The organism is Novosphingobium sp. PhB55, assembly GCF_004368805.1.
Classification (GTDB): Bacteria; Pseudomonadota; Alphaproteobacteria; order Sphingomonadales; family Sphingomonadaceae; genus Novosphingobium.
The window spans coordinates 707,275-724,855 of sequence record NZ_SODQ01000002.1 but is presented as its reverse complement, the minus strand read 5'-3'; the positions used below and the strand labels follow the sequence as shown (position 1 = coordinate 724,855).

The window sequence follows — 17,581 nt, the reverse complement described above, 5'->3', positions numbered from 1 at the left end:
CGGTCGGCTTCCGCGCGGTCGGCCGCGGCCTGGCGGAACACGTCGGCGGCGCGGGCCATGGTGCCGATCTCGTCCTCGCGGCCCAGTTCGGGAATCGCGCAATGCTCGCCCTTGGCCAGGCGGTCCACCGCGCCCGAAAGCTTGGCCATCGGACGGCCGATGATGCCGCCGGCCGCATAGAACAGCGTGGCCAGCACCGCCGCGACGATCACCAGGCCGCCGATCACCAGCTGCCAGGCCATGCTGCGTGCAGGCGCGGCAATCGTCGCCTCGGGAACGTCAAGGACCAGCGCCCAGGTGGTGCCGAGGCCCTCCAGGACGACTGGCTGGATCACGCGGCGGGTGGCCACGCCGTCGACGTCGATATCGGACACGACTTGCACCTGGCCGCTGGTGAGCGCGGCCTTTACTTCGTCGAGGCCCGCGCCTTCATAAGGCTTGCTGAGCTTGGAGGAATCGGGATTGGCGACCCAGGTTGCCGAGGCGGAAAGGAGCATGACCCGGCCCGTGCCGAACGGCTTGAGCTTGGACAGGCGCTCGGACACGCCGCCGAGGTCCATGTCGACGCCGACGACGCCGATCACGCGCTCGCCCGAGCGGACGGGATAAGTGATCGACGTCATCAGCATCGTCGTGCCGTTCACGTCATAGGAATAGGGGTCGACGATGGCGCCCGCGCCGCTTTCGAAGGACTTGCGGAAATAAGGCTTTTCATAAGCATCCGCCTCGTTGTTCGGAGACATCGTCAGCACGCCGGCAGCCTTGACCCAATAAGGGCTGAAGCTGCCATTGCTGCCCGATCCGGGCTGGCCGCCCTTGCCGGCGTCGCCGCCGTCCCACTGGTCCGGCGCGATCATGGCCCAGCTGCCCTGGGCGACCTTGGACTTGAGCAGGTCGGTCTTCAGCACGCTCACCGCCAGGCCGCGATCGCGCGTGCCGCGCGCGTGCATGCCACCCAAAGTCGAGGCCAGCGCGCGGGCGGTTCCGGCGAAAGTCGCGACTTCGGTCTCGACCCGATTGCCCTCGGCATCGGCCTGCGCCACGGCGGACTGGTCCGACAAGGCACCCACGGCCGAGCCGGTCTCCACCACCACGGCGGTGAAGCCCAGCAGCAGCAGCACGGCGATGGCCAGTCCGGCGACCGTCATCAGCTTGCCCGCTATATGCATGCGGTTGAAAACGTCTCTCATTTTCCAGCTCCAGGAGGTATCTTCAGAAGGCCGCGGTAAGCGAGAAGAGCGCGGCGGCATCGGCAGCGGAGGCGCTGCCCAGATCGGTGTCGACATAGGCAAGGCCCAGGGTGACGGGTCCGAGAGCCGCGTCGGCGCCCAGCGACCAGTCGTAATATCCGCCGGGTTTCGGGCTGATCGCGCCCTTGCTGCGGCCACCGTGCGCTCTCAGCGTCAGCGGCGTGCCGGGGATCGGCGCGGCGGTCTCTCCGAAGAGATAGAGGTGGTCGCCGCCGAGTGCCGATTGGTCCCAGCTATAGCCGGAACCGACCGTGGCACTGAGCGGGCCGAAATCGTGAGTGAGCCGGGCGGTCGTCTCGAAATACTCGATTTTCGCCGCGCCGGCCCCCGCCGCCGGGCGTTCGCCGCCGGGATAGCTGTAATAGGCCAGGGCGACATCGAGCGTGGTGGCGGCAGCCACCGTCCCGGCCCAGCCGCCGTAGAAATCCACCTCGGTGGGGCCGTAACGATCGCCCATGTCGAGCGACGAGGCCCAGGTTCCGAGGTAGACCCCGCTCTTGTGCGAGAGATTGATCGTCGCCTGGACCGCCGGATCCTTGCCGGTCAGCGAAATTCCGCGAAAGCGATAGTCGCTGATGATCGTGGCGGCACCCGAGACAGAAAAGTCGGGCGTATCGTCGGCGGCCTGGGCAGTGACGGGCAGGAAGAACAGCGCCAGGACCAACCCGGCGGAAGAAGCGAAATGCATGGAAGTCCTGTTATGGGACGATAGGGGGCAGTGGCATTATAGGACGCCATGCCCCCAGACGGCCGGGATGCGCGTCGCTCCCCGCCGATCCCGGCAACAGAAATTTACAAATGCTTCATTCGACTGGAAAAAATTCCGCGACCGGCCGGGCCGCGCGCGGCATCGAGGTTACGCCGGGGCCAGGTCTACCGGCCCATCGGCCTGCTCGATTGCGGCCGACCCGATTGCGGCCCGTTCATCCGCTGCCGCCTCGCCGCGCGCCGACTGGCCGATGGACGCGGCCTCGAAAGGTGTCGTCTGGTAGATCTCGTTGATCCAGTTGCCGAAGAACAAGTGGCCATGGCTGCGCCAGGCATTGATCGGCGGCAGCGAGGGATCGTCGTTCGGGTAGTAGTTTGCCGGGATCGGGCCGCCATCCCGGTTGTATTCGTTGGCCAGCGTGTCGCCGTCGTATTCCAGATGGTTGAACATCAGCAGCGCGCGGCGGGCCGGATCGTGGAGCAGGCAGAGCCCGCTGTCGTCGCTCTCCGCCAGCACCCGCAAATCGCCGCCCTCTGGCAGGTCGGCGCGGCGCACTTGCGTCCAGCGCGAGACCGGCACTGCAAATTCGTCCGAGATGCCGCGCAGGAACGGCGAGTTCGGCGCGCGATTGCGATGGGGGAATACGCCGAAGGCCTTGGCGTCGAGCGCATGCTTGGGCACGCCGTGGAAGTGGTGGAGGAAGGCCTGCGCAGCCCAGCAGATCGTCAGGCAGCTATGGACGTGCGTACGCGTCCAGTCGAAGATGCGGCGCAGCTCCGGCCAGTAGCGCACTTCCTCGAAGGCCATGCGCTCCACCGGGGCGCCGGTGATGATGAAACCGTCGAACCGCTCGTGCTGGACGTCGCACCAGGGGCGGTAGAAGGCTTCGAGATGCTCGGCCGAGGTATTGCGGGCGACATGGTCGCTGATCCGCACCAGGGTCAGCTCGATCTGCAAGGGCGTGGCGCCCAGCAGGCGGGCGAGCTGCGTTTCGGTGCTAACCTTGTCGGGCATGAGGTTGAGCAGCCCGATCCGCAGCGGGCGGATATCCTGCCGCACCGCATCGCTTTCGCGCATCACGGCCACGCCTTCGGCTTCCAGGATGGAGCGGGCGGGCAGATCGTCGGGAATCTTGATGGGCACTTGCGTCGGTCCTCTTTCGGGGATGACGCTGGTGGCTTGATCCGTTGATTGCCGGGTCGGCCACATCCTCCCCGAGGGGAGTGCCACCTTGCCCGGATCGGCAGGTTGGCGTTGGGCGCCATCCCAACTCTTGATGCTGGGAAGCGTCATAAGCGCTTCGGCCCGATCTTGCAACGGCCTGTCCGAGAGGCGGCGAATGGGCGCTTGGGCGATGCGACAGCCATCGGCCGGTCCAATTGACGAAAGCGGAAATCGAGCCTAGCGGCCGGAAAGCCCAGCGGAATTGCCTGATCGCGGAAAAATCGTCTTCGCTGCAGAGACCGCGATATGCTAAGGACCATCGAATGAGTTTGCCGGCTGCCGCCGTGGCGTTGTTGATGACGGGCCCGTCGGTGCCCGACGCTCCTGTTCACTTCGCCGTCGATACCGCGGCAGAGGCAGGTGATCTGCAAGTTGGCAACCCGCAAGTTGGCGCCCTTCAGCTGGCGGCACTTCAGCCTGCCGATGCGACTACCCCGCCGGTCTCCGATCCTGCGGCCCCGGCAAATCCGGCCCCGACAGTTCCTGACGCGTCTGCGCCGGCCGCCTCTGCCACCCCGCCGGAAGCCGCTTCCGACGAGCCCGAATCGGTCATCGTCGTCACCGCGCCCGAACCGGCACCGCCGGGCGATCCGCTGCAGAAGCTGAACATCGAATCCTTCAAGGCGGTCCAGGCCGTCGACCAGGCCGTGCTGGAGCCGGTCGCCAAGGCGTACAACAAGGGCCTGCCGCGCCCCGTCCGCCAGGGGCTGCGCAATTTCTTCACCAACCTGAGCGAGCCGGTGGTCTTCGCCGCCTACCTGTTGCAGTTCAAGCCCGGCAAGGCGGCGGAGACCGCAGGCCGCTTCGCGATCAACACGACGCTGGGCGTGGCCGGCCTGGTGGACGTGGCCAAGAAGAAACCGTTCAACCTGCCCTATCGCCCCAATGGGCTGGCCAATACGCTGGGCTATTACGGCGTCGGCCCCGGTCCGTTCTTCTATTTGCCGATCGTCGGCCCGACGACGCTGCGCGACATCATCGGCGATTCGGTCGACAGGCTGCTGGTGCCCGCCGTCGTCGGCAAGCCCTTCACCAATCCGGCGGTCGTGCTGCCGATGACCATCGTCGACCAGCTGGGCGAGCGCGCGGCCTTCGACGAGCGGATCAACAAGATCCGCAAGGAAGACAAGCCCTACGCCGCCTACCGCGAACTCTACCTGAGGCAGCGTAAGGCGGAAATCGAGGCGCTCCACGGCCGGATCACGCCCGACGTGGTGCCGGTCTACGGCCCGAGCATGAAGACGGCCGACAACAAGGACGAGGCCAAGGCGAAGGAAGCTGAAGCGGAAGCCAAAGCCAGGGCCGAAGCGACAAAGGACGTGACGGAGCAGACACCGGCACCGGCACAGCCCGCCGTTCCCGCACCGCAGGGCAATCCCCCCGCGGCGCCGATCCAGCCGGCCGCTTCCGAGCCCGCCCCCGCTCCTGCCACCACCGCCGCTCCTGCCGCTCCCGTGCCCACCCTCGAAACGGTACCCACGCCCTAAAGTACGGAGGCTCCTGCCGGAAACCGGCGGGGAGTGCAGCGCTTGGGGTGGCCTTCGGGCCACATCCCGGTTAGGCTGGCCGGTATCTGCAAAGGCATCGGGCCATGTCCGCCGCCTTTTCCCGCCCGCCATCCCGACGAGAACGCTCGACATCGATGCCCCTGCTCAAGCGCCCCCGTTCCGCCCTGCGCGCCTTCCTGCACAGTGAGGCGTCCGGCGGCATCCTGCTGATGGTCGCGGCAGCTTTGGCGCTGATCGTGGCCAACAGCCCGCTTGCCGACACCTATTTCCACACGCTGCACGTCATGATCGGGCCGATGTCTCTCGCCCACTGGATCAACGACGGACTGATGGCGCTGTTCTTCCTGCTCGTCGGCCTCGAGATCAAGCGCGAGTTCGTCGACGGGCACTTGTCCACCTGGTCCGATCGCGCGCTGCCCGCGATCGCCGCGGCCGCAGGCATGATCTGCCCGGCGGCGATCTACCTCGCCATCGCCGGGTCCACGCCCGGTCTCGCGCGCGGCTGGGCCATTCCCGCCGCTACCGACATCGCTTTCGCCATCGGCGTCATGGCGCTGCTCGGCAAGCGCGTGCCCGCCTCGCTCAAGCTGTTCCTGACGACGGTGGCCATCGTCGACGACATGGGCGCCGTCGCGGTGATCGCGCTGGCCTATACCAGCGAGATCAACGGCGCCGCCCTGCTGGCGGCCGGCGTCATCATGGGCGTCATGTTCGTGCTCAACCGCGTGGGCGTGAAGGCCTTGTGGCCCTATCTGATCCTGGCCGCGGCGCTCTGGCTGGCCGTTCTGCTGTCGGGCGTCCATGCGACCATCGCCGGCGTCCTGGCCGCAAGCCTGATCCCGATCCGCGCCACGCCCGGCGCGCCGGACAGCGAGGAATCGCCGCTGCACCGCCTCGAACACGGGCTTCACGGCTGGGTGGCTTATGCCATCGTGCCGCTGTTCGGTTTCGCCAATGCCGGGGTTTCGCTGGCGGGCCTGGGCATGGAGCATCTGATCGCGCCGCTTCCCATGGGCGTGGCGGGCGGCCTGTTCCTGGGCAAGCAGATCGGCGTCTTCCTGGCGCTCTGGCTCTGCGCCCGTCTGGGCATCGCCAAGCGACCCAGCGGCGCCACCTGGATGCAGACTTACGGCATGTGCCTGCTCTGCGGCATCGGCTTCACCATGAGCCTCTTCGTGGGCGGGCTGGCCTTCAGCGATCCGATCCTCATCGACGAGGTCAAGATCGGCGTGCTGGGTGGCTCCATCGTGTCCGCCCTGGCCGGATTCGCCGTCCTGCGCCTCACGGCCTCGCGCCGGAAGGCTCCGGTCGAGGCGGCCTGAAAGGACTGAACATCCGGGCGCCGCAAGGCCGGACGGCCCGGGAACGAAGGAAGAGAAGGGACCGCACATGGCAGAACAACGGGGACCGGTACTCGTCGCCACGGATCTCAGCCCGCGAAGCGACCGCGCGGTGGACCGGGCGCTCATGCTCGGCGGACAATGGCAGGTGGAGACGTGCGTGCTCCACGCCCTCCGCCCCGAGGAATGCGTGGCCGAAGACGATGTGCGCCAGACGCTGCCGGCCGATCCCGGCAATGTCCGCATCCTTCTGCCCGCCGGTCCCGCCCCCGACACCATTGCCGACGTGGCGCAGGACCTTGCCCCCTCGCTTATCGTGACCGGCATCGCCCGGTTCAATCACCTCGGCGACTATTTCCTGGGCACGGCGGTAGACCATATCATCCGCAATGCCGCCGCGCCGGTGCTGGTGGTCAAGCAACGCGCCCGCACGCCGTACCGGCGCATGCTGGTGGCCGTCGACTTGTCGGTGGATGCCTTGCGGACCTTGCGCACTGCCGGCGAACTCTTCCCCCAGGTACCGATCGAGGTGGTTCACGCCTATCACGTACCGTTTCGCGGCTGGGTCGATTCCGACGGCATGCGCGAGGAACTGCGGTGCGAGGCAGGCGCCCGGCTCGACGAATTTCTCGCTAACCAAGCCTTGCCGGCGGCGCTTGCCGCCAGGATCACGCCGCGCCTGGAACTCGGCGCGCCCGACGAAGTGCTCGCCCGCGCCATAACGCAGTTCGCGCCCGATCTCGTGGTCGTGGGCAGCCGCGACCGGAGCGGACTGGCGCAGGCGACTTTCGGCAGCAACACTTCGGCGCTGCTGGGCTGGATTGCCGCCGATACGCTTGTCGTCAAAAAGACGCCCGAAGGCTGAAGCATGTTCCAATCGGGTGGAATCACCTGATGACCTGGAAGATCCGGCAAAAACCTGGCCCGCCTCAAAGCTCTCCGGCTGCGAAGCCCAGCACATCGAGCAAGGCAGCGCGCGCGGAGCGGCAGCGGTGCCACAAGTCCGGCTCGCCGAGATCCTCAGGGGCGATGTTTTCCGGCCATTCCCGCGCGATCACCGCCTCGATCCGGTCGCAGGCGCGCTCGTCCAGCAGGAATCGCGGATCGATGGCGGCATGGGCTTCCCGCGACACCGCCACGCGCAGGCGAAGGCAGGCCGGGCCGCCGCCGTTGCGCATGGATTCGCGCACGTCGACCACTTCCAGACGGCCAATGGGATTGTCCGCCGCGACCACTTCTTCCAGCCATTCCCAGACAGCAGAGGCCTCCCGCGCTTCCTGCGGCAGGATCAGCGCCATGTCTCCGCCGGGCAGTGTCACCAGCTGCGAATTGAACAAGTAAGTGCGGATCGCGAGGTCGAGGCTTATCCGCGCGGCCGGTGCCTCGACGATGACCGCGCCCGGCACTCGCCGGCGCAGGACGCGGTAGACCAGATCGCGGTCGGCAAAGGCCTGTTCGTGAGTGAACAGCACGTTTTCATTGGCCACGGCGACCACGTCATTGTGGAAGGCTCCCGTCGCGATGGCGATCTCGCCTTGCGGGACGAGCGTATGATCGGCGGCGGCAAGGCCGTGGCGACGGGCGATGGCCGCGCTGGCCGCGCGGTGCTGGCGGGCGGGAAAGACCTGCCCTGCACTGCCCTGGACCGCACGCTCCCCGTAAACGAAGACCTCTAGGCTCCGCTCCGCATGGCTTTCGCCCAGACGCATGAAATTGGCGGCGCCTTCATCCCCCAGACCGGGCGGCAGGGCCGGATGAACCGCAAAGAAGCGCGCGTCGGCAAAGGCCAGCCGCAACTGGCGGAAGGTCTGGTCATGCTCGATACCGCGGTGGAGCATGGTGGAGAGGTTGGCCACGCTCAGATGGCAGCGTCCGTCCGCCGTATCCGGCGCGGGCGAGACGGTGGCGGCATTGGCGGTCCACATCGATGAGGCCGAGAACGCATTGCGCAGCAGCGCCGGGTCCTGCTCCCAGGCGGCGCGCAGAACCGCATCGTCGCTGCCCGAAAAGCCCAGCTTGCGCAGCCAGTCCGCATCGGGCCGGTCCTGCGGCAGGAGCAAGCCCTGCGGCAGGCCCAGTGCCAGCATGCGCCGCATCTTGCCCAGCCCTTGCAGCGCGGCCATGCGCGGGGCCGACGTGGCGCCGGCATTGGAAGCGGAAGCGATGTTGCCCAGCGACAGGCCCGCATAGTTGTGGCTGGGCCCGACCAGCCCGTCGAAATTGATCTCGCGCATCCCGCAGCTCCTTCCAGCCTTGGCAACACCGTCGCACAAGGCGTCCGCGCGGCCAAGCGCGGCGATCTTCATGCATATTTGGCATGATGGCCGATATATTTTCCGCTAATAACCCCAATTCCACGCATGACGATATGAGCGAATGGAATGAAGCCGGACGACCGCCGCTACCTGCCACCGATGGCCATGCTGCACGCTTTCGAGACCGCGGCCCGCCTCGGATCCTTCTCCCGCGCCGCGGAGGCGATCGGGCTGACGCAAGGCGCGGTGAGCCGCCATGTCGCCAATCTCGAAAGCTGGCTCGGCACCGCGCTGTTCGACCGGCATGGCCGCCGCGTGGTGCTGAACGCGGGCGGAAGTGCCTATCTGGAGGAGATTGCTCCCGCGCTCGCCGCAATTCGGCGCGCCACCGGCCGCCTGATCGACCCCGAACCGGAGCATGTGATCGAACTGGCCGTCCTGCCGGGCTTCGGCATGCGCTGGCTCGCCCCCCGCCTGCCGCGGCTCACCCGGCAGCACCCGGACCTGGTGGTCAACATCGCCGCGCGGACCGACATCTTCGATTTCTCCGCCGAGCCCTTTCACGCCGCCATCCACGTCGGCGCAGCGGACTGGCCGGGCGCGGAGCACGACCTGCTGTTCCAGGAGCATGTCGTGCCCGTCGTCGCGCCAAGCCTGCGCGACAATCACGGGATCGCCGCACCGGAGGACCTGCTGCGCGTGCCGCTGCTGGTGCAGTCCGCGCGGCGCGATGCCTGGTCGCGCTGGTTCGCGATGTTCGGGATCGCTGCGCCGGCCATGGAGGGACTGCCCGGCCTCGGCCATTTCCTGATGCTGGCGCAGGCGGTAAAGGCCGGCGGCGGCGCGGCGCTCCTGCCCAGCTTCCTGATCGCGCCCGAACTGGAAGCCGGCGAGCTGGTGATCCCCATCGACGCCCCGCTGGCCGAAGACCGCAGCTATTGGCTGGCCTACCCCGAACACGCCCGCAGAAGCCCCGCGCTGGGCCGCTTTCGGGCATGGCTGGCGCAGGAGTGCCGGCCCCAGCCATGATCTGTCATGGAACAAAGCGGCGCGGCGCAAGGTTGATCGGGGACACCCTCTATCAGGCGCACCCCCTAGCATGCTCGAAATTCCGACGCCGACCGAACCGCACAGTTTCGATCCGCCCCCCGAGGCGGCGGCGTTCTATGCCGACAGCCTGAAACTGCTGGGGTCCTGGGACATCCCCTACCTGCTGTCCGGCACATATGCGCTGACCTGCCACACCGGCGTCGTCCGCCCGACCAAGGATATCGACGTGTTCTGCAAGCCGGGAGACGCCCCCCGGCTGCTCGCCCGCTTCAAGCAGGAGGGTTACGACGTCACCGTGGAGGATGAGCGCTGGATCGCCAAAGTATGGTCCGGAAAGAACTTCTTCGACGTGATCTTCAACATGTCCTCCGCATCGATCCCGATCACCGACGCCTGGTTCAGCGATGTTTTCACGGCCGAGGTCTATGGCACCCAGGTCCGCATCACCCCGCCGACCGAGTTCATCGTCTCCAAGGCCTTCATCCAGGATCGCTATCGCTACGACGGAGCGGACATCGCCCATACCATCCTGCGCAAGCATGACGAGATCGACTGGCACCGCCTCCTCTCGCTGATGGAACTGCACTGGGAAGTCCTGCTGCTCCATGTGCTCAACTTCCGCTTCATCTACCCCACCGAGCGCGAGGCGATCCCGCGCTGGCTGTTCGACACGCTGATCGAACGCATCCGCGCCCAGGCCGAGCTGCCCCCCGCCGAAGTGCGGATCTGCCGCGGACGCCTGTTTTCCCCGCGGGATTACGTGATCGACATCAGCGAATGGGGTTTTGCGGACCTGGTAGGAAAAGGACTGGACGAGAAGCATGAACGACATGTCTGACACGCTCCGCCTGGCGGCGATCGGCGACCTTCACGTCACCGAGCAGGACGGCGGTTCCTACCGCGACCTGTTCCGCGAAATCTCCGACAATGCCGAAGTCCTGGCGCTGTGCGGAGACCTCACCAATTTCGGCAAGACCGGCGAGGCCGAGCGCCTGGCCGCCGATCTCTCGGCCTGCTCGATCCCCGTCGTGGGCGTTCTGGGCAACCATGACTACGAATGCGGACAGCCGGAGGAAGTCGCCAATATCCTGCGCCAGGGCGGCGTCACCATCCTCGACGATCAGGCCGTGGTGGTGAAGGACGTGGGCTTTGCGGGTGTGAAGGGGTTCGTCGGCGGCTTCGGGCGCGGCGAGCTGGGCGCCTTCGGAGAGGCGGCGATCAAGAGCTTCGTCGACGAATCGCTCAACGAGGCGCGCAAGCTGGAGAACGGCCTGCGCTCGCTGCGGACGGAGCGGACGGTGGCCGTGCTCCATTATGCCCCGATCCCGGAAACGGTCGCGGGCGAGCCGCCGGAAATCTTCCCGTTCCTGGGCTCCTCCCGCCTTGCCGATGCGGTGGACCGGTTCGAAAACGTCAAGGCCGTGGTCCACGGCCACGCCCATCGCGGCACGTACGAGGGCAGGACCACGCGCGGCGTGCCGGTCTACAATTGCGCGCAGTTCGTGGTCTCCGCCCGGTTCGGGCGCCCTTACGCCCTGCTGGACGTCTGAGCGACAGCGCCGGAGCATGGAAGCCGCTGACGTCTTCACCAAGCTGGACCTGGAGCTGCGGCCCGATCCTGCGCGCACGGTGATACGGCCCTTCCACTTCGCCTATCCCGCCGCCTTCGCGGACCACCACCCGCCCAAGCCCCACGTCGTCGTCCAGCGCATCCTCTCGCTGGACGACGACGTGCGCGAGCGGATGATCGGCTTCGTGATGGGTCCGATGCGCGAGCGCCATTGCCACGCCGACGCCTTCTTCCTGCGCCAGGTCGACAGCCTGGCCGACGAACTGGGCGATATCTCCGCGCTGAACCACCGCGACCGCCTGCTGCTGGGCGCCTATTTCAGCCAGGAATACGCTTTCGAATCCGCCGCCCTGTTCAATCCCAGCATCGTGCGGATCCCGATCGAGGCGCAAGCACAGGAGGCGCTTGCCCCCGGCGAGCCCCTGCGCTTCCTGCTCTCGCTGCGGGGCATCGGCGAGGGGCACATTTCCTCGGTAACCTTCCGCACCGGTTCCTGGGACGGCGGCGAGACCGTCACCATCGACCCGGCGTGGCCGCACTGCATCCCGCCCCGCATCGAAAGCGACAACGAGGGCTGGGTCCGCCTCCAGTGCGAAGACAGCCAGGACGTATCGGAAACCGTGATCTTCCCGGTCCTGCCCGAACAGCGGCAGGGGGTGGAGGACCTCCGCATGGTCATGTTCGTGGAGGACGACGGCCAGCGCTTCCTGATCGGCACTTACACGGCCTACGACGGCCAGAACACGCGGCAGGAGATGCTGCGCGGCGTGGACTTGCGGACCTTCGAGATGCGCGCGCTGGCAGGCCGGATGACCGGATACAAGGGCATGGCCCTGTTCCCCCGCCGGATCGACGGCCAGTACGTCATGCTCGGGCGGCAGGATGGCGAGAACATCTGGCTGCTGCGCTCGGACGACCTGTTCACCTGGGAAAGCGGGGAGCCGATCCTCGGGCCGGCCTACCCCTGGGAATTCGTGCAGATGGGCAATTGCGGATCGCCCATGGAGATCGACGAGGGTTGGCTGGTATTCACGCACGGCGTCGGCATGGTCCGCGGCTATTGCATCGGCGCCTGCCTGCTCGACCGCGACGATCCCTCGCGCGTGCTGAAGCGCACGCGGGCGCCGCTGGTCTTTCCCAGCGCCGAACAGCGCGGCGGCTACGTTCCGAATGTGACCTACAGTTGCGGCGCCCTCGTCCACGGGCGGCGCGTGCTTCTGCCTTACGGCATCGGCGATGAGCTTACCGGCTTCGCCACCTGCTCGCTGGACGATCTGCTCGGTGTGCTGGTCCCGGCCTGACAACGTCGAAGCCCCCTTCTCACGGCCCGCTTCGATCACCATCTTCGCCCGCAAGGAGAACCGATCCATGCCGACTTACGAAAAGACCGAAGAAGCCATCGCGCGCCTGACGCCCGAGCAGTTCCACGTCACTCAGCGCAGCGGCACCGAACGCCCCGGATCGGGCGAATACCTGAACAACAAGAAGCCCGGCATCTACGTCGATATCGTCTCGGGCGAACCGCTCTTCGCGTCCTCGGACAAGTACGAATCCGGATGCGGCTGGCCCAGCTTCACCAAGCCGATCGAACCGGCCAACGTGAACAACCTGGTGGACCACACCCATGGCATGACCCGTACCGAAGTGCGCTCGGCCCATGGCGACAGCCATCTTGGCCACGTCTTCGAGGACGGCCCGCGCGATCGCGGCGGCCTGCGCTACTGCATCAATTCCGCCTCGCTGCGCTTCGTCCCCCGCGAGGACATGGAGGACGAAGGCTACGCCAGCTACGTCGACCAGGTCGAAGACATCGACTGATCCGGCCCGACCGCATGCCTCACCGCGCCCTCGCTGTCAGCTTGCGGCGTCGGTGAGGTAGGCGCGCGGCTTCACGTCGCGCATGGCCAGCGTCGTGTTGAAGTGGCGCACGCCCGGAAGCCGGCGCAGGCGGTTGCGCAGGAAGTCGTCAAGGTCTGGAACACCGCCGGTCATCACCAGCAGCAGATAGTCGAAATCCCCGACGACAGCGTGGCACGTCAGCACCGCCGCTTCATCCAGCACCGCGCGTTCGAACGCCTCGTGCCGGTCGAATTCGATGGAGACATGGACGAAGGCGCTGGTGCCCAGCCCGATCGCTGCCGGATCGATCACCGCACGATAGCCGGTGATGACGCCAGCCTTCTCCATGGCCTGGACCCGCTTCCAGCTTGGCGTCTTGGACAGCCCCGCCACCTCGCCCAGCCCCGCAAAACTGAGCCGCGCGTCCTGCTCCAGCGCCGCCAGGATGCGCTTGTCCGCCGCGTCGAGAGTCATGCCCTTCCCCACCGAAACGTCCGTTCCCCCATCTTCACCGTACCGCGCCAATCGTTCTTCGGGAATAGCCTATGGCTTGTGGATTGGGACCAATGTCCCGCCCGGCCAGTGCTAATGTCCTCTCACAGCAAGCCCGGGAAGACAACATGGAACGCCGCAAGGTCTACGAACTGCTCGAAGCGCCCGCCGCGCTCGACTACGAACTCTATCTCCAGACCGATCGTCTGCTGACCTGCCAGAAGCCCTTCGACGATCTGGCCAATGCCGACGAACTGCAGTTCCAGATCGTCCACCAGGTCGAGGAGCTTTGGATGAAGCTCATGGCCTATACGATCGTCGCCGTGGACGAGCACTTGCGCGCGAAGCAGGCGTTCCGGGTGACCACCCTGCTCGGCCGCTGCCACCGCATCATGCGCATGATGACCGAGCAGCTCGACCTCTTGGAAACCATGTCGCCCAAGGAATACCAGCAGATCCGCCTCCAGCTCGGCAACGGCAGCGGCCAGGAATCGCCGGGCTTCCGCGTGCTGCTCCGCATCATCCCCGATCTCTGGCAGACTTTCGATGCGGCTTACGTTTCCGGCGCCGGGCGGACGGTGCGCGACATCTACGACCATGGCTATGCGCATGACGAAGCTTATGCCGTCGCCGAGGCGCTGATGGAGTTGGACGAACTTTTCGGCAAGTTCCGCTGGCACCACTTGTTCCTCATCCACCGCTCGATCGGCATGGGCTCGGCCTCGCTGAAGGGACGCTCCGTCGATCTGCTCCAAGCCGGTGCGAAACATCGCTTTTTCCCCCAGCTCTGGGACGTGCGCGTGGAAATGACCGACGAATGGGGCCATGACTATGGCCGCGTGCGCGACAGCATTGCGGAAAAGGCGAGCCAGTGATCGATGCGTGACCTGTTCCATGTTCCCGAGGGTGGCCCCTATTTGATGAGCCACTCGGTCGGCTGCCTGCCGCGCGCGGCGCGCGGCGCGCTGGACGCGTGCTATCTCGAACCATGGCAGACCACCGGCGGCGCTGCCTGGGGGCCGTGGCTGGAAACGATCGAAAAGTTCCGCGCCGCCCTCGCCGGGCTTATCGGCGTGGCGGCGGACGAAGTCGCGCCGCAGCAGAGCGTCTCCTCCGCGCTGTTCTCGCTCCTCTCCGGGCTGCGACCGACCCCGAAGCGCAACCGTGTGCTGATGTCGGAGCAGGCCTTTCCTACCGTGGGTTACGTCGCGCAGGGACTGGAACGAATGGGCTTCGAGACACGGCTGATCCCCGCGGCCCAGTCGCCCGGCGACGCCGCCACCTGGGAAAGCCATTTCGACGAGAGCGTGGCGGCGGTCGTCGCGATGCACGTTCACTCGAACACCGGCGTCACCTCTCCGCTTGCCGAGATCGCCGCGATGGCCCGTCGCCACGGGGCGCTCTCCATCGTCGATGCCGCCCAGTCCGCCGGGATCCTGCCGGTAGCACCGCACGCCTGGGGCGCGGACGCTGTGATCGGATCGAGCGTGAAATGGCTCTGCGGCGGTCCCGGCGCCGCGTGGCTCTGGCTGCGCGGCGATCTGACGCCCGGCATCGAACCGCTCGACCTCGGCTGGTTCGGCCACGAAGACCCTTACGAATTCGACATCCGCAGCTTCCGCCCCGCTGCCGACGCGCGCCGGTTCCAGGGCGGCAGCCCGTCCATCGCGCCTTTCGCGCTCGCCCTTGCCGGCATCGAGACGGTGACCGCGCTGGGGCAGGACAGGATCCTGCGCCACAACCGGGACTGCATCGCCGCTTTTGCCAAGGCCGTGGACCGGCCGATCGACATGAGCGGCCGCGGCGGAACGCTCTGCCTGGAATTCGCCGATATCGACCGCCTTCACGCGGTGCTCGCGCCCGGCGATTTCCGCTACGACGTGCGCGGCCGCTGCCTGCGGGCTTCGTTCCACGCCTGGAACAGCCCGGAAGAAGCGCAGGCACTGGGCCGGGCGATCACCGAAGCCCAGCTGGAGTTTCGCCTCGTTTCGTGATCGGACCGCGGTCCATCGTCGATAGTGCAGGCATTCGGCGTCCGCGACTGTCGAAATCATAAGGTATACATATCGACATACGTCGGCGGATCGGCATCATCGGCCGCCTTGGATCGACCCGATTCAGCACGCCATCAACGGCCGACCGGCCAAGGAGTATCGATGACCTCCCCCACGTTCCGCGCCTCGCGCAGCGCCCTGCGCGCTTTGGCCCTCGGCGGCCTTCTTTCGGCATCGGCCATGGCTTCCGTGGCCCTGGCGGCACCCGCCGCGCCCGCCTTCGACGTCGCCCGCATTTCGCACGACATCAAGACGCTCTCCAGCGACGCCTTCGAAGGACGCGGCCCGGCCACCCCGGCGGAAAAGAAGACCATCGACTACATCGCCGCGCAGATGAAGGCCGCGGGCCTCCAGCCGGCCGGGCAGAAGGGCACCTGGTTCCAGGACGTGCCGCTGCGCAAGTCGGAGATCGTCGGCGCGCCCAGCCTGGCGATGACCATCGGCGGGGCTGCCACGCCCCTGTCGCAGGGCCAGCAGATCGCCGTCCGCGCTGCGGAAACGGGGCAGTCCTCGGTGGCCATCAAGGACCTGCCGCTGGTCTTCGTCGGCTACGGCGTCAAGGCCCCGGAACGCGGCTGGGATGACTTCAAGGGCGTCGACCTCAAGGGCAAGATCATGGTCGTGCTGGTCAACGATCCCGATTTCGAGGGCGGCGGTGCGGCTGATGGCGGGGCCGATTTCGGCGGCAAGCTGATGACCTATTACGGCCGCTGGACCTACAAGTACGAGGAAGCCGCCCGCCAGGGCGCGGCCGGCGTGCTGGTGATCCACGAGAGCGAGCCCGCCTCCTACGGCTGGGCGACGGTCAAGAACAGCAACACCAACACGATGTTCGACATCGTCCGCGCCGATCCTAAGTCCGCGCATACGCAGATGGAAGGCTGGATCCAGAAGGACCTCGCCGTGCAGCTCTTCAAGGCTTCGGGTCTGGACTTCGAAGCCGCCAAGGCCGCCGCGCGCAAGACGGACTTCAAGGCCATGCCGCTCAAGGCAACGATGAGCGCGGACTATGCGGTGAAGTCGGAGATCATCACCTCGCACAACGTGGCCGGGCTGGTGCGCGGCTCGAAGTATCCGGACGAAACCGTGATCTACTCGGCCCACTGGGACCACCTCGGCGTCGGCCTGCCCGATGCCAAGGGAGACCGCATCTACAACGGCGCGCGCGATAACGCCTCCGGCACGGCCGCGCTGCTCGAACTGGCGCGGACTTTCGCCAAGTCGAAGCCGGAACGCTCGGTGCTGTTCCTGGCCGTGACGGCGGAAGAAAAGGGCCTGCTCGGCTCGGAATACTATGCCGACAACCCGCTGCGCCCGCTGGCGACGACGGCCGGCGTCATCAACATGGACGGCCCGCTCTCGATCGAGAAGACCACCAACTTCAGCATCTCGGGCGCGGCCAAGCTCGATCTGCTGACCATGCTGACCGAAGAAGGCCAGAAGCTGGGCCGCCACTATACCCCCGATGCGCGCCCGGAAGCGGGCAGCTTCTACCGTTCGGACCACTTCCCGATGGCGAAGCGCGGCGTCCCGGCGATTTCGTTCAGCCCGGGCCGTGAACTCGTCAACGGCGGCGACGCCCGCGGCAAGGAACTGTCGGACATCTACACGCGCGACAAGTACCACCAGCCGGCCGACGAATACGATCCGAACTGGAACACGTCCGGCTGGAACAGCGACATGACGCTGCTCTACAGCGTCGGCAACCGCCTGGCGAACGGCCGCGACTGGCCTAACTGGTCGCAGGACAGCGAGTTCCGCGCCGCCCGCGACGCGACTTCCGCCTCGCGCAAGTAAGGCAGGCAAAGCCAGGTCGATGCATTGCCCCGGCGCCGGAAAACGGCGTCGGGGCAATGCAGCCGGCCGGGCCAGCTGCCGCCGCGTTCAAGAAAGGACCGTTCCGGTCTACTCTGTCCGGAACCGTGCAAACCACGGCCCCGGATCCTTTTCTTCGAATGGAATGAAGGAGTTCCGCCAAGACCGGCACATTCGGTCAGGTGCAACGGCACCAGCAGACACTCCCGATGTCCTTCGGAATACTGCCTTTTTAACACCGCAATGACTTTTTTTTCACTTGTTCGGATGGCAGCTCTGCGGCAGCAATTCATTGCGACGAAACAAGAACTAGCCGCACTTCCAAACCCGTCCTCGGGTCGCACTTCGAAACGTTCGCACGCTGATAAAGAGGCCGAAACAAGGCCCTTCCATACCGAAGCCTGAAACTGCATCGCCCGGCCGCGAAACTCGCAAAGGCGCTTCATGAAGCCCTCGACGAGCCCGTCGGCACATA

At 66.6% G+C, this 17,581-nt stretch carries 15 protein-coding genes, 1 pseudogene and 1 riboswitch; of the genes and pseudogenes, 11 read left to right on the top strand and 5 right to left on the bottom strand.

Annotation, left to right across the window (positions count from 1 at the left end; genetic code table 11):
* The 3 genes and pseudogenes from EDF57_RS07435 to metA form a co-directional block, all read right to left on the bottom strand.
* Nucleotides 1-1,190, bottom strand: a pseudogene (locus EDF57_RS07435) (methyl-accepting chemotaxis protein); the annotation flags it as partial.
* Between the two features lie 22 nt (nucleotides 1,191-1,212).
* Nucleotides 1,213-1,938 (bottom strand): TorF family putative porin, encoded by a 726-nt coding sequence (locus EDF57_RS07430; protein WP_134093688.1) that lies wholly within the window; start codon nucleotides 1,936-1,938, stop codon nucleotides 1,213-1,215.
* Nucleotides 1,939-2,106: 168 nt separating this feature from the next.
* The gene (gene metA / locus EDF57_RS07425; protein ID WP_134093687.1) at nucleotides 2,107-3,102 is read right to left on the bottom strand and encodes a homoserine O-succinyltransferase; all 996 of its coding nucleotides are present in this window, start codon (nucleotides 3,100-3,102) and stop codon (nucleotides 2,107-2,109) included.
* Between the two features lie 34 nt (nucleotides 3,103-3,136).
* Nucleotides 3,137-3,244: riboswitch (SAM-I-IV-variant riboswitch) on the bottom strand.
* Between the two features lie 202 nt (nucleotides 3,245-3,446).
* On the opposite strand from metA, the gene EDF57_RS07420 reads away from it, so the two are divergent.
* The 3 genes from EDF57_RS07420 to EDF57_RS07410 all read left to right on the top strand — a co-directional run bounded on the left by EDF57_RS07420 (nucleotide 3,447) and on the right by EDF57_RS07410 (nucleotide 6,896).
* Entirely contained in the window at nucleotides 3,447-4,670 is a 1,224-nt protein-coding gene (locus tag EDF57_RS07420; protein ID WP_134093686.1) for a VacJ family lipoprotein, read from the top strand.
* A gap of 155 nt (nucleotides 4,671-4,825) precedes the next feature.
* A complete protein-coding gene (gene nhaA, locus EDF57_RS07415) occupies nucleotides 4,826-6,013 on the top strand; it encodes a Na+/H+ antiporter NhaA (RefSeq protein WP_134093685.1) in 1,188 nt (395 codons plus the stop codon).
* A 67-nt stretch (nucleotides 6,014-6,080) separates the two neighbouring features.
* Nucleotides 6,081-6,896: a universal stress protein gene (locus tag EDF57_RS07410; RefSeq protein WP_134093684.1), complete on the top strand. Its 816-nt coding sequence runs from the start codon at nucleotides 6,081-6,083 to the stop codon at nucleotides 6,894-6,896.
* Between the two features lie 64 nt (nucleotides 6,897-6,960).
* On the opposite strand, the gene EDF57_RS07405 is transcribed toward EDF57_RS07410, so the two are convergent.
* Complete coding sequence (locus EDF57_RS07405; RefSeq protein WP_134093683.1) at nucleotides 6,961-8,265, bottom strand: N-succinylarginine dihydrolase; 1,305 nt, start codon at nucleotides 8,263-8,265, stop codon at nucleotides 6,961-6,963.
* Nucleotides 8,266-8,412: 147 nt separating this feature from the next.
* Between EDF57_RS07405 and EDF57_RS07400 the strand changes: the two genes are divergently transcribed.
* The 5 genes from EDF57_RS07400 (at nucleotide 8,413) to msrB (ending at nucleotide 12,724) form a co-directional block, all read left to right on the top strand.
* Complete coding sequence (locus tag EDF57_RS07400; protein ID WP_134093682.1) at nucleotides 8,413-9,315, top strand: LysR substrate-binding domain-containing protein; 903 nt, start codon at nucleotides 8,413-8,415, stop codon at nucleotides 9,313-9,315.
* A 70-nt stretch (nucleotides 9,316-9,385) separates the two neighbouring features.
* Nucleotides 9,386-10,174: a hypothetical protein gene (locus tag EDF57_RS07395; protein ID WP_134093681.1), complete on the top strand. Its 789-nt coding sequence runs from the start codon at nucleotides 9,386-9,388 to the stop codon at nucleotides 10,172-10,174.
* The gene (locus tag EDF57_RS07390) at nucleotides 10,158-10,886 is read left to right on the top strand and encodes a metallophosphoesterase (protein ID WP_134093680.1); all 729 of its coding nucleotides are present in this window, start codon (nucleotides 10,158-10,160) and stop codon (nucleotides 10,884-10,886) included. Before EDF57_RS07395 ends, EDF57_RS07390 begins: the two co-directional genes overlap by 17 nt.
* Before the next feature lie 16 nt (nucleotides 10,887-10,902).
* On the top strand, nucleotides 10,903-12,207 hold the full coding sequence (locus tag EDF57_RS07385; RefSeq protein WP_134093679.1) for a glycoside hydrolase family 130 protein: 1,305 nt from the start codon (nucleotides 10,903-10,905) through the stop codon (nucleotides 12,205-12,207).
* A 67-nt stretch (nucleotides 12,208-12,274) separates the two neighbouring features.
* Nucleotides 12,275-12,724 (top strand): peptide-methionine (R)-S-oxide reductase MsrB, encoded by a 450-nt coding sequence (gene msrB, locus EDF57_RS07380; protein WP_132269260.1) that lies wholly within the window; start codon nucleotides 12,275-12,277, stop codon nucleotides 12,722-12,724.
* Between the two features lie 36 nt (nucleotides 12,725-12,760).
* Here the strand turns inward: msrB and EDF57_RS07375 are convergent, their stop codons facing one another.
* Complete coding sequence (locus tag EDF57_RS07375; RefSeq protein WP_132269258.1) at nucleotides 12,761-13,219, bottom strand: Lrp/AsnC family transcriptional regulator; 459 nt, start codon at nucleotides 13,217-13,219, stop codon at nucleotides 12,761-12,763.
* 146 nt (nucleotides 13,220-13,365) lie between these two features.
* On the opposite strand from EDF57_RS07375, the gene EDF57_RS07370 reads away from it, so the two are divergent.
* The 3 genes from EDF57_RS07370 (at nucleotide 13,366) to EDF57_RS07360 (ending at nucleotide 17,088) form a co-directional block, all read left to right on the top strand.
* Complete coding sequence (locus EDF57_RS07370; protein ID WP_134093678.1) at nucleotides 13,366-14,112, top strand: tryptophan 2,3-dioxygenase family protein; 747 nt, start codon at nucleotides 13,366-13,368, stop codon at nucleotides 14,110-14,112.
* A gap of 3 nt (nucleotides 14,113-14,115) precedes the next feature.
* A complete protein-coding gene (locus tag EDF57_RS07365) occupies nucleotides 14,116-15,231 on the top strand; it encodes an aminotransferase class V-fold PLP-dependent enzyme (RefSeq protein ID WP_134093677.1) in 1,116 nt (371 codons plus the stop codon).
* 162 nt (nucleotides 15,232-15,393) lie between these two features.
* A complete protein-coding gene (locus tag EDF57_RS07360; RefSeq protein ID WP_134093676.1) occupies nucleotides 15,394-17,088 on the top strand; it encodes a M28 family metallopeptidase in 1,695 nt (564 codons plus the stop codon).
* Nucleotides 17,089-17,581 lie beyond the last annotated feature (493 nt).

Excerpts from the sequence above, each read along its gene's own strand:
- EDF57_RS07420 (WP_134093686.1), top strand. The coding sequence starts at position 3,447 with ATGAGTTTGCCGGCTGCCGCCGTGGCGTTGTTGATGACGGGCCCGTCG.
- EDF57_RS07370 (WP_134093678.1), top strand. The coding sequence starts at position 13,366 with ATGGAACGCCGCAAGGTCTACGAACTGCTCGAAGCGCCCGCCGCGCTC.
- EDF57_RS07365 (WP_134093677.1), top strand. The coding sequence starts at position 14,116 with ATGCGTGACCTGTTCCATGTTCCCGAGGGTGGCCCCTATTTGATGAGC.
- EDF57_RS07430 (WP_134093688.1), bottom strand. The coding sequence starts at position 1,938 with ATGCATTTCGCTTCTTCCGCCGGGTTGGTCCTGGCGCTGTTCTTCCTG.
- msrB (WP_132269260.1), top strand. The coding sequence starts at position 12,275 with ATGCCGACTTACGAAAAGACCGAAGAAGCCATCGCGCGCCTGACGCCC.
- EDF57_RS07360 (WP_134093676.1), top strand. The coding sequence starts at position 15,394 with ATGACCTCCCCCACGTTCCGCGCCTCGCGCAGCGCCCTGCGCGCTTTG.
- EDF57_RS07410 (WP_134093684.1), top strand. The coding sequence starts at position 6,081 with ATGGCAGAACAACGGGGACCGGTACTCGTCGCCACGGATCTCAGCCCG.
- EDF57_RS07395 (WP_134093681.1), top strand. The coding sequence starts at position 9,386 with ATGCTCGAAATTCCGACGCCGACCGAACCGCACAGTTTCGATCCGCCC.
- nhaA (WP_134093685.1), top strand. The coding sequence starts at position 4,826 with ATGCCCCTGCTCAAGCGCCCCCGTTCCGCCCTGCGCGCCTTCCTGCAC.
- EDF57_RS07385 (WP_134093679.1), top strand. The coding sequence starts at position 10,903 with ATGGAAGCCGCTGACGTCTTCACCAAGCTGGACCTGGAGCTGCGGCCC.
- EDF57_RS07400 (WP_134093682.1), top strand. The coding sequence starts at position 8,413 with ATGAAGCCGGACGACCGCCGCTACCTGCCACCGATGGCCATGCTGCAC.
- EDF57_RS07375 (WP_132269258.1), bottom strand. The coding sequence starts at position 13,219 with ATGACTCTCGACGCGGCGGACAAGCGCATCCTGGCGGCGCTGGAGCAG.
- EDF57_RS07390 (WP_134093680.1), top strand. The coding sequence starts at position 10,158 with ATGAACGACATGTCTGACACGCTCCGCCTGGCGGCGATCGGCGACCTT.
- EDF57_RS07405 (WP_134093683.1), bottom strand. The coding sequence starts at position 8,265 with ATGCGCGAGATCAATTTCGACGGGCTGGTCGGGCCCAGCCACAACTAT.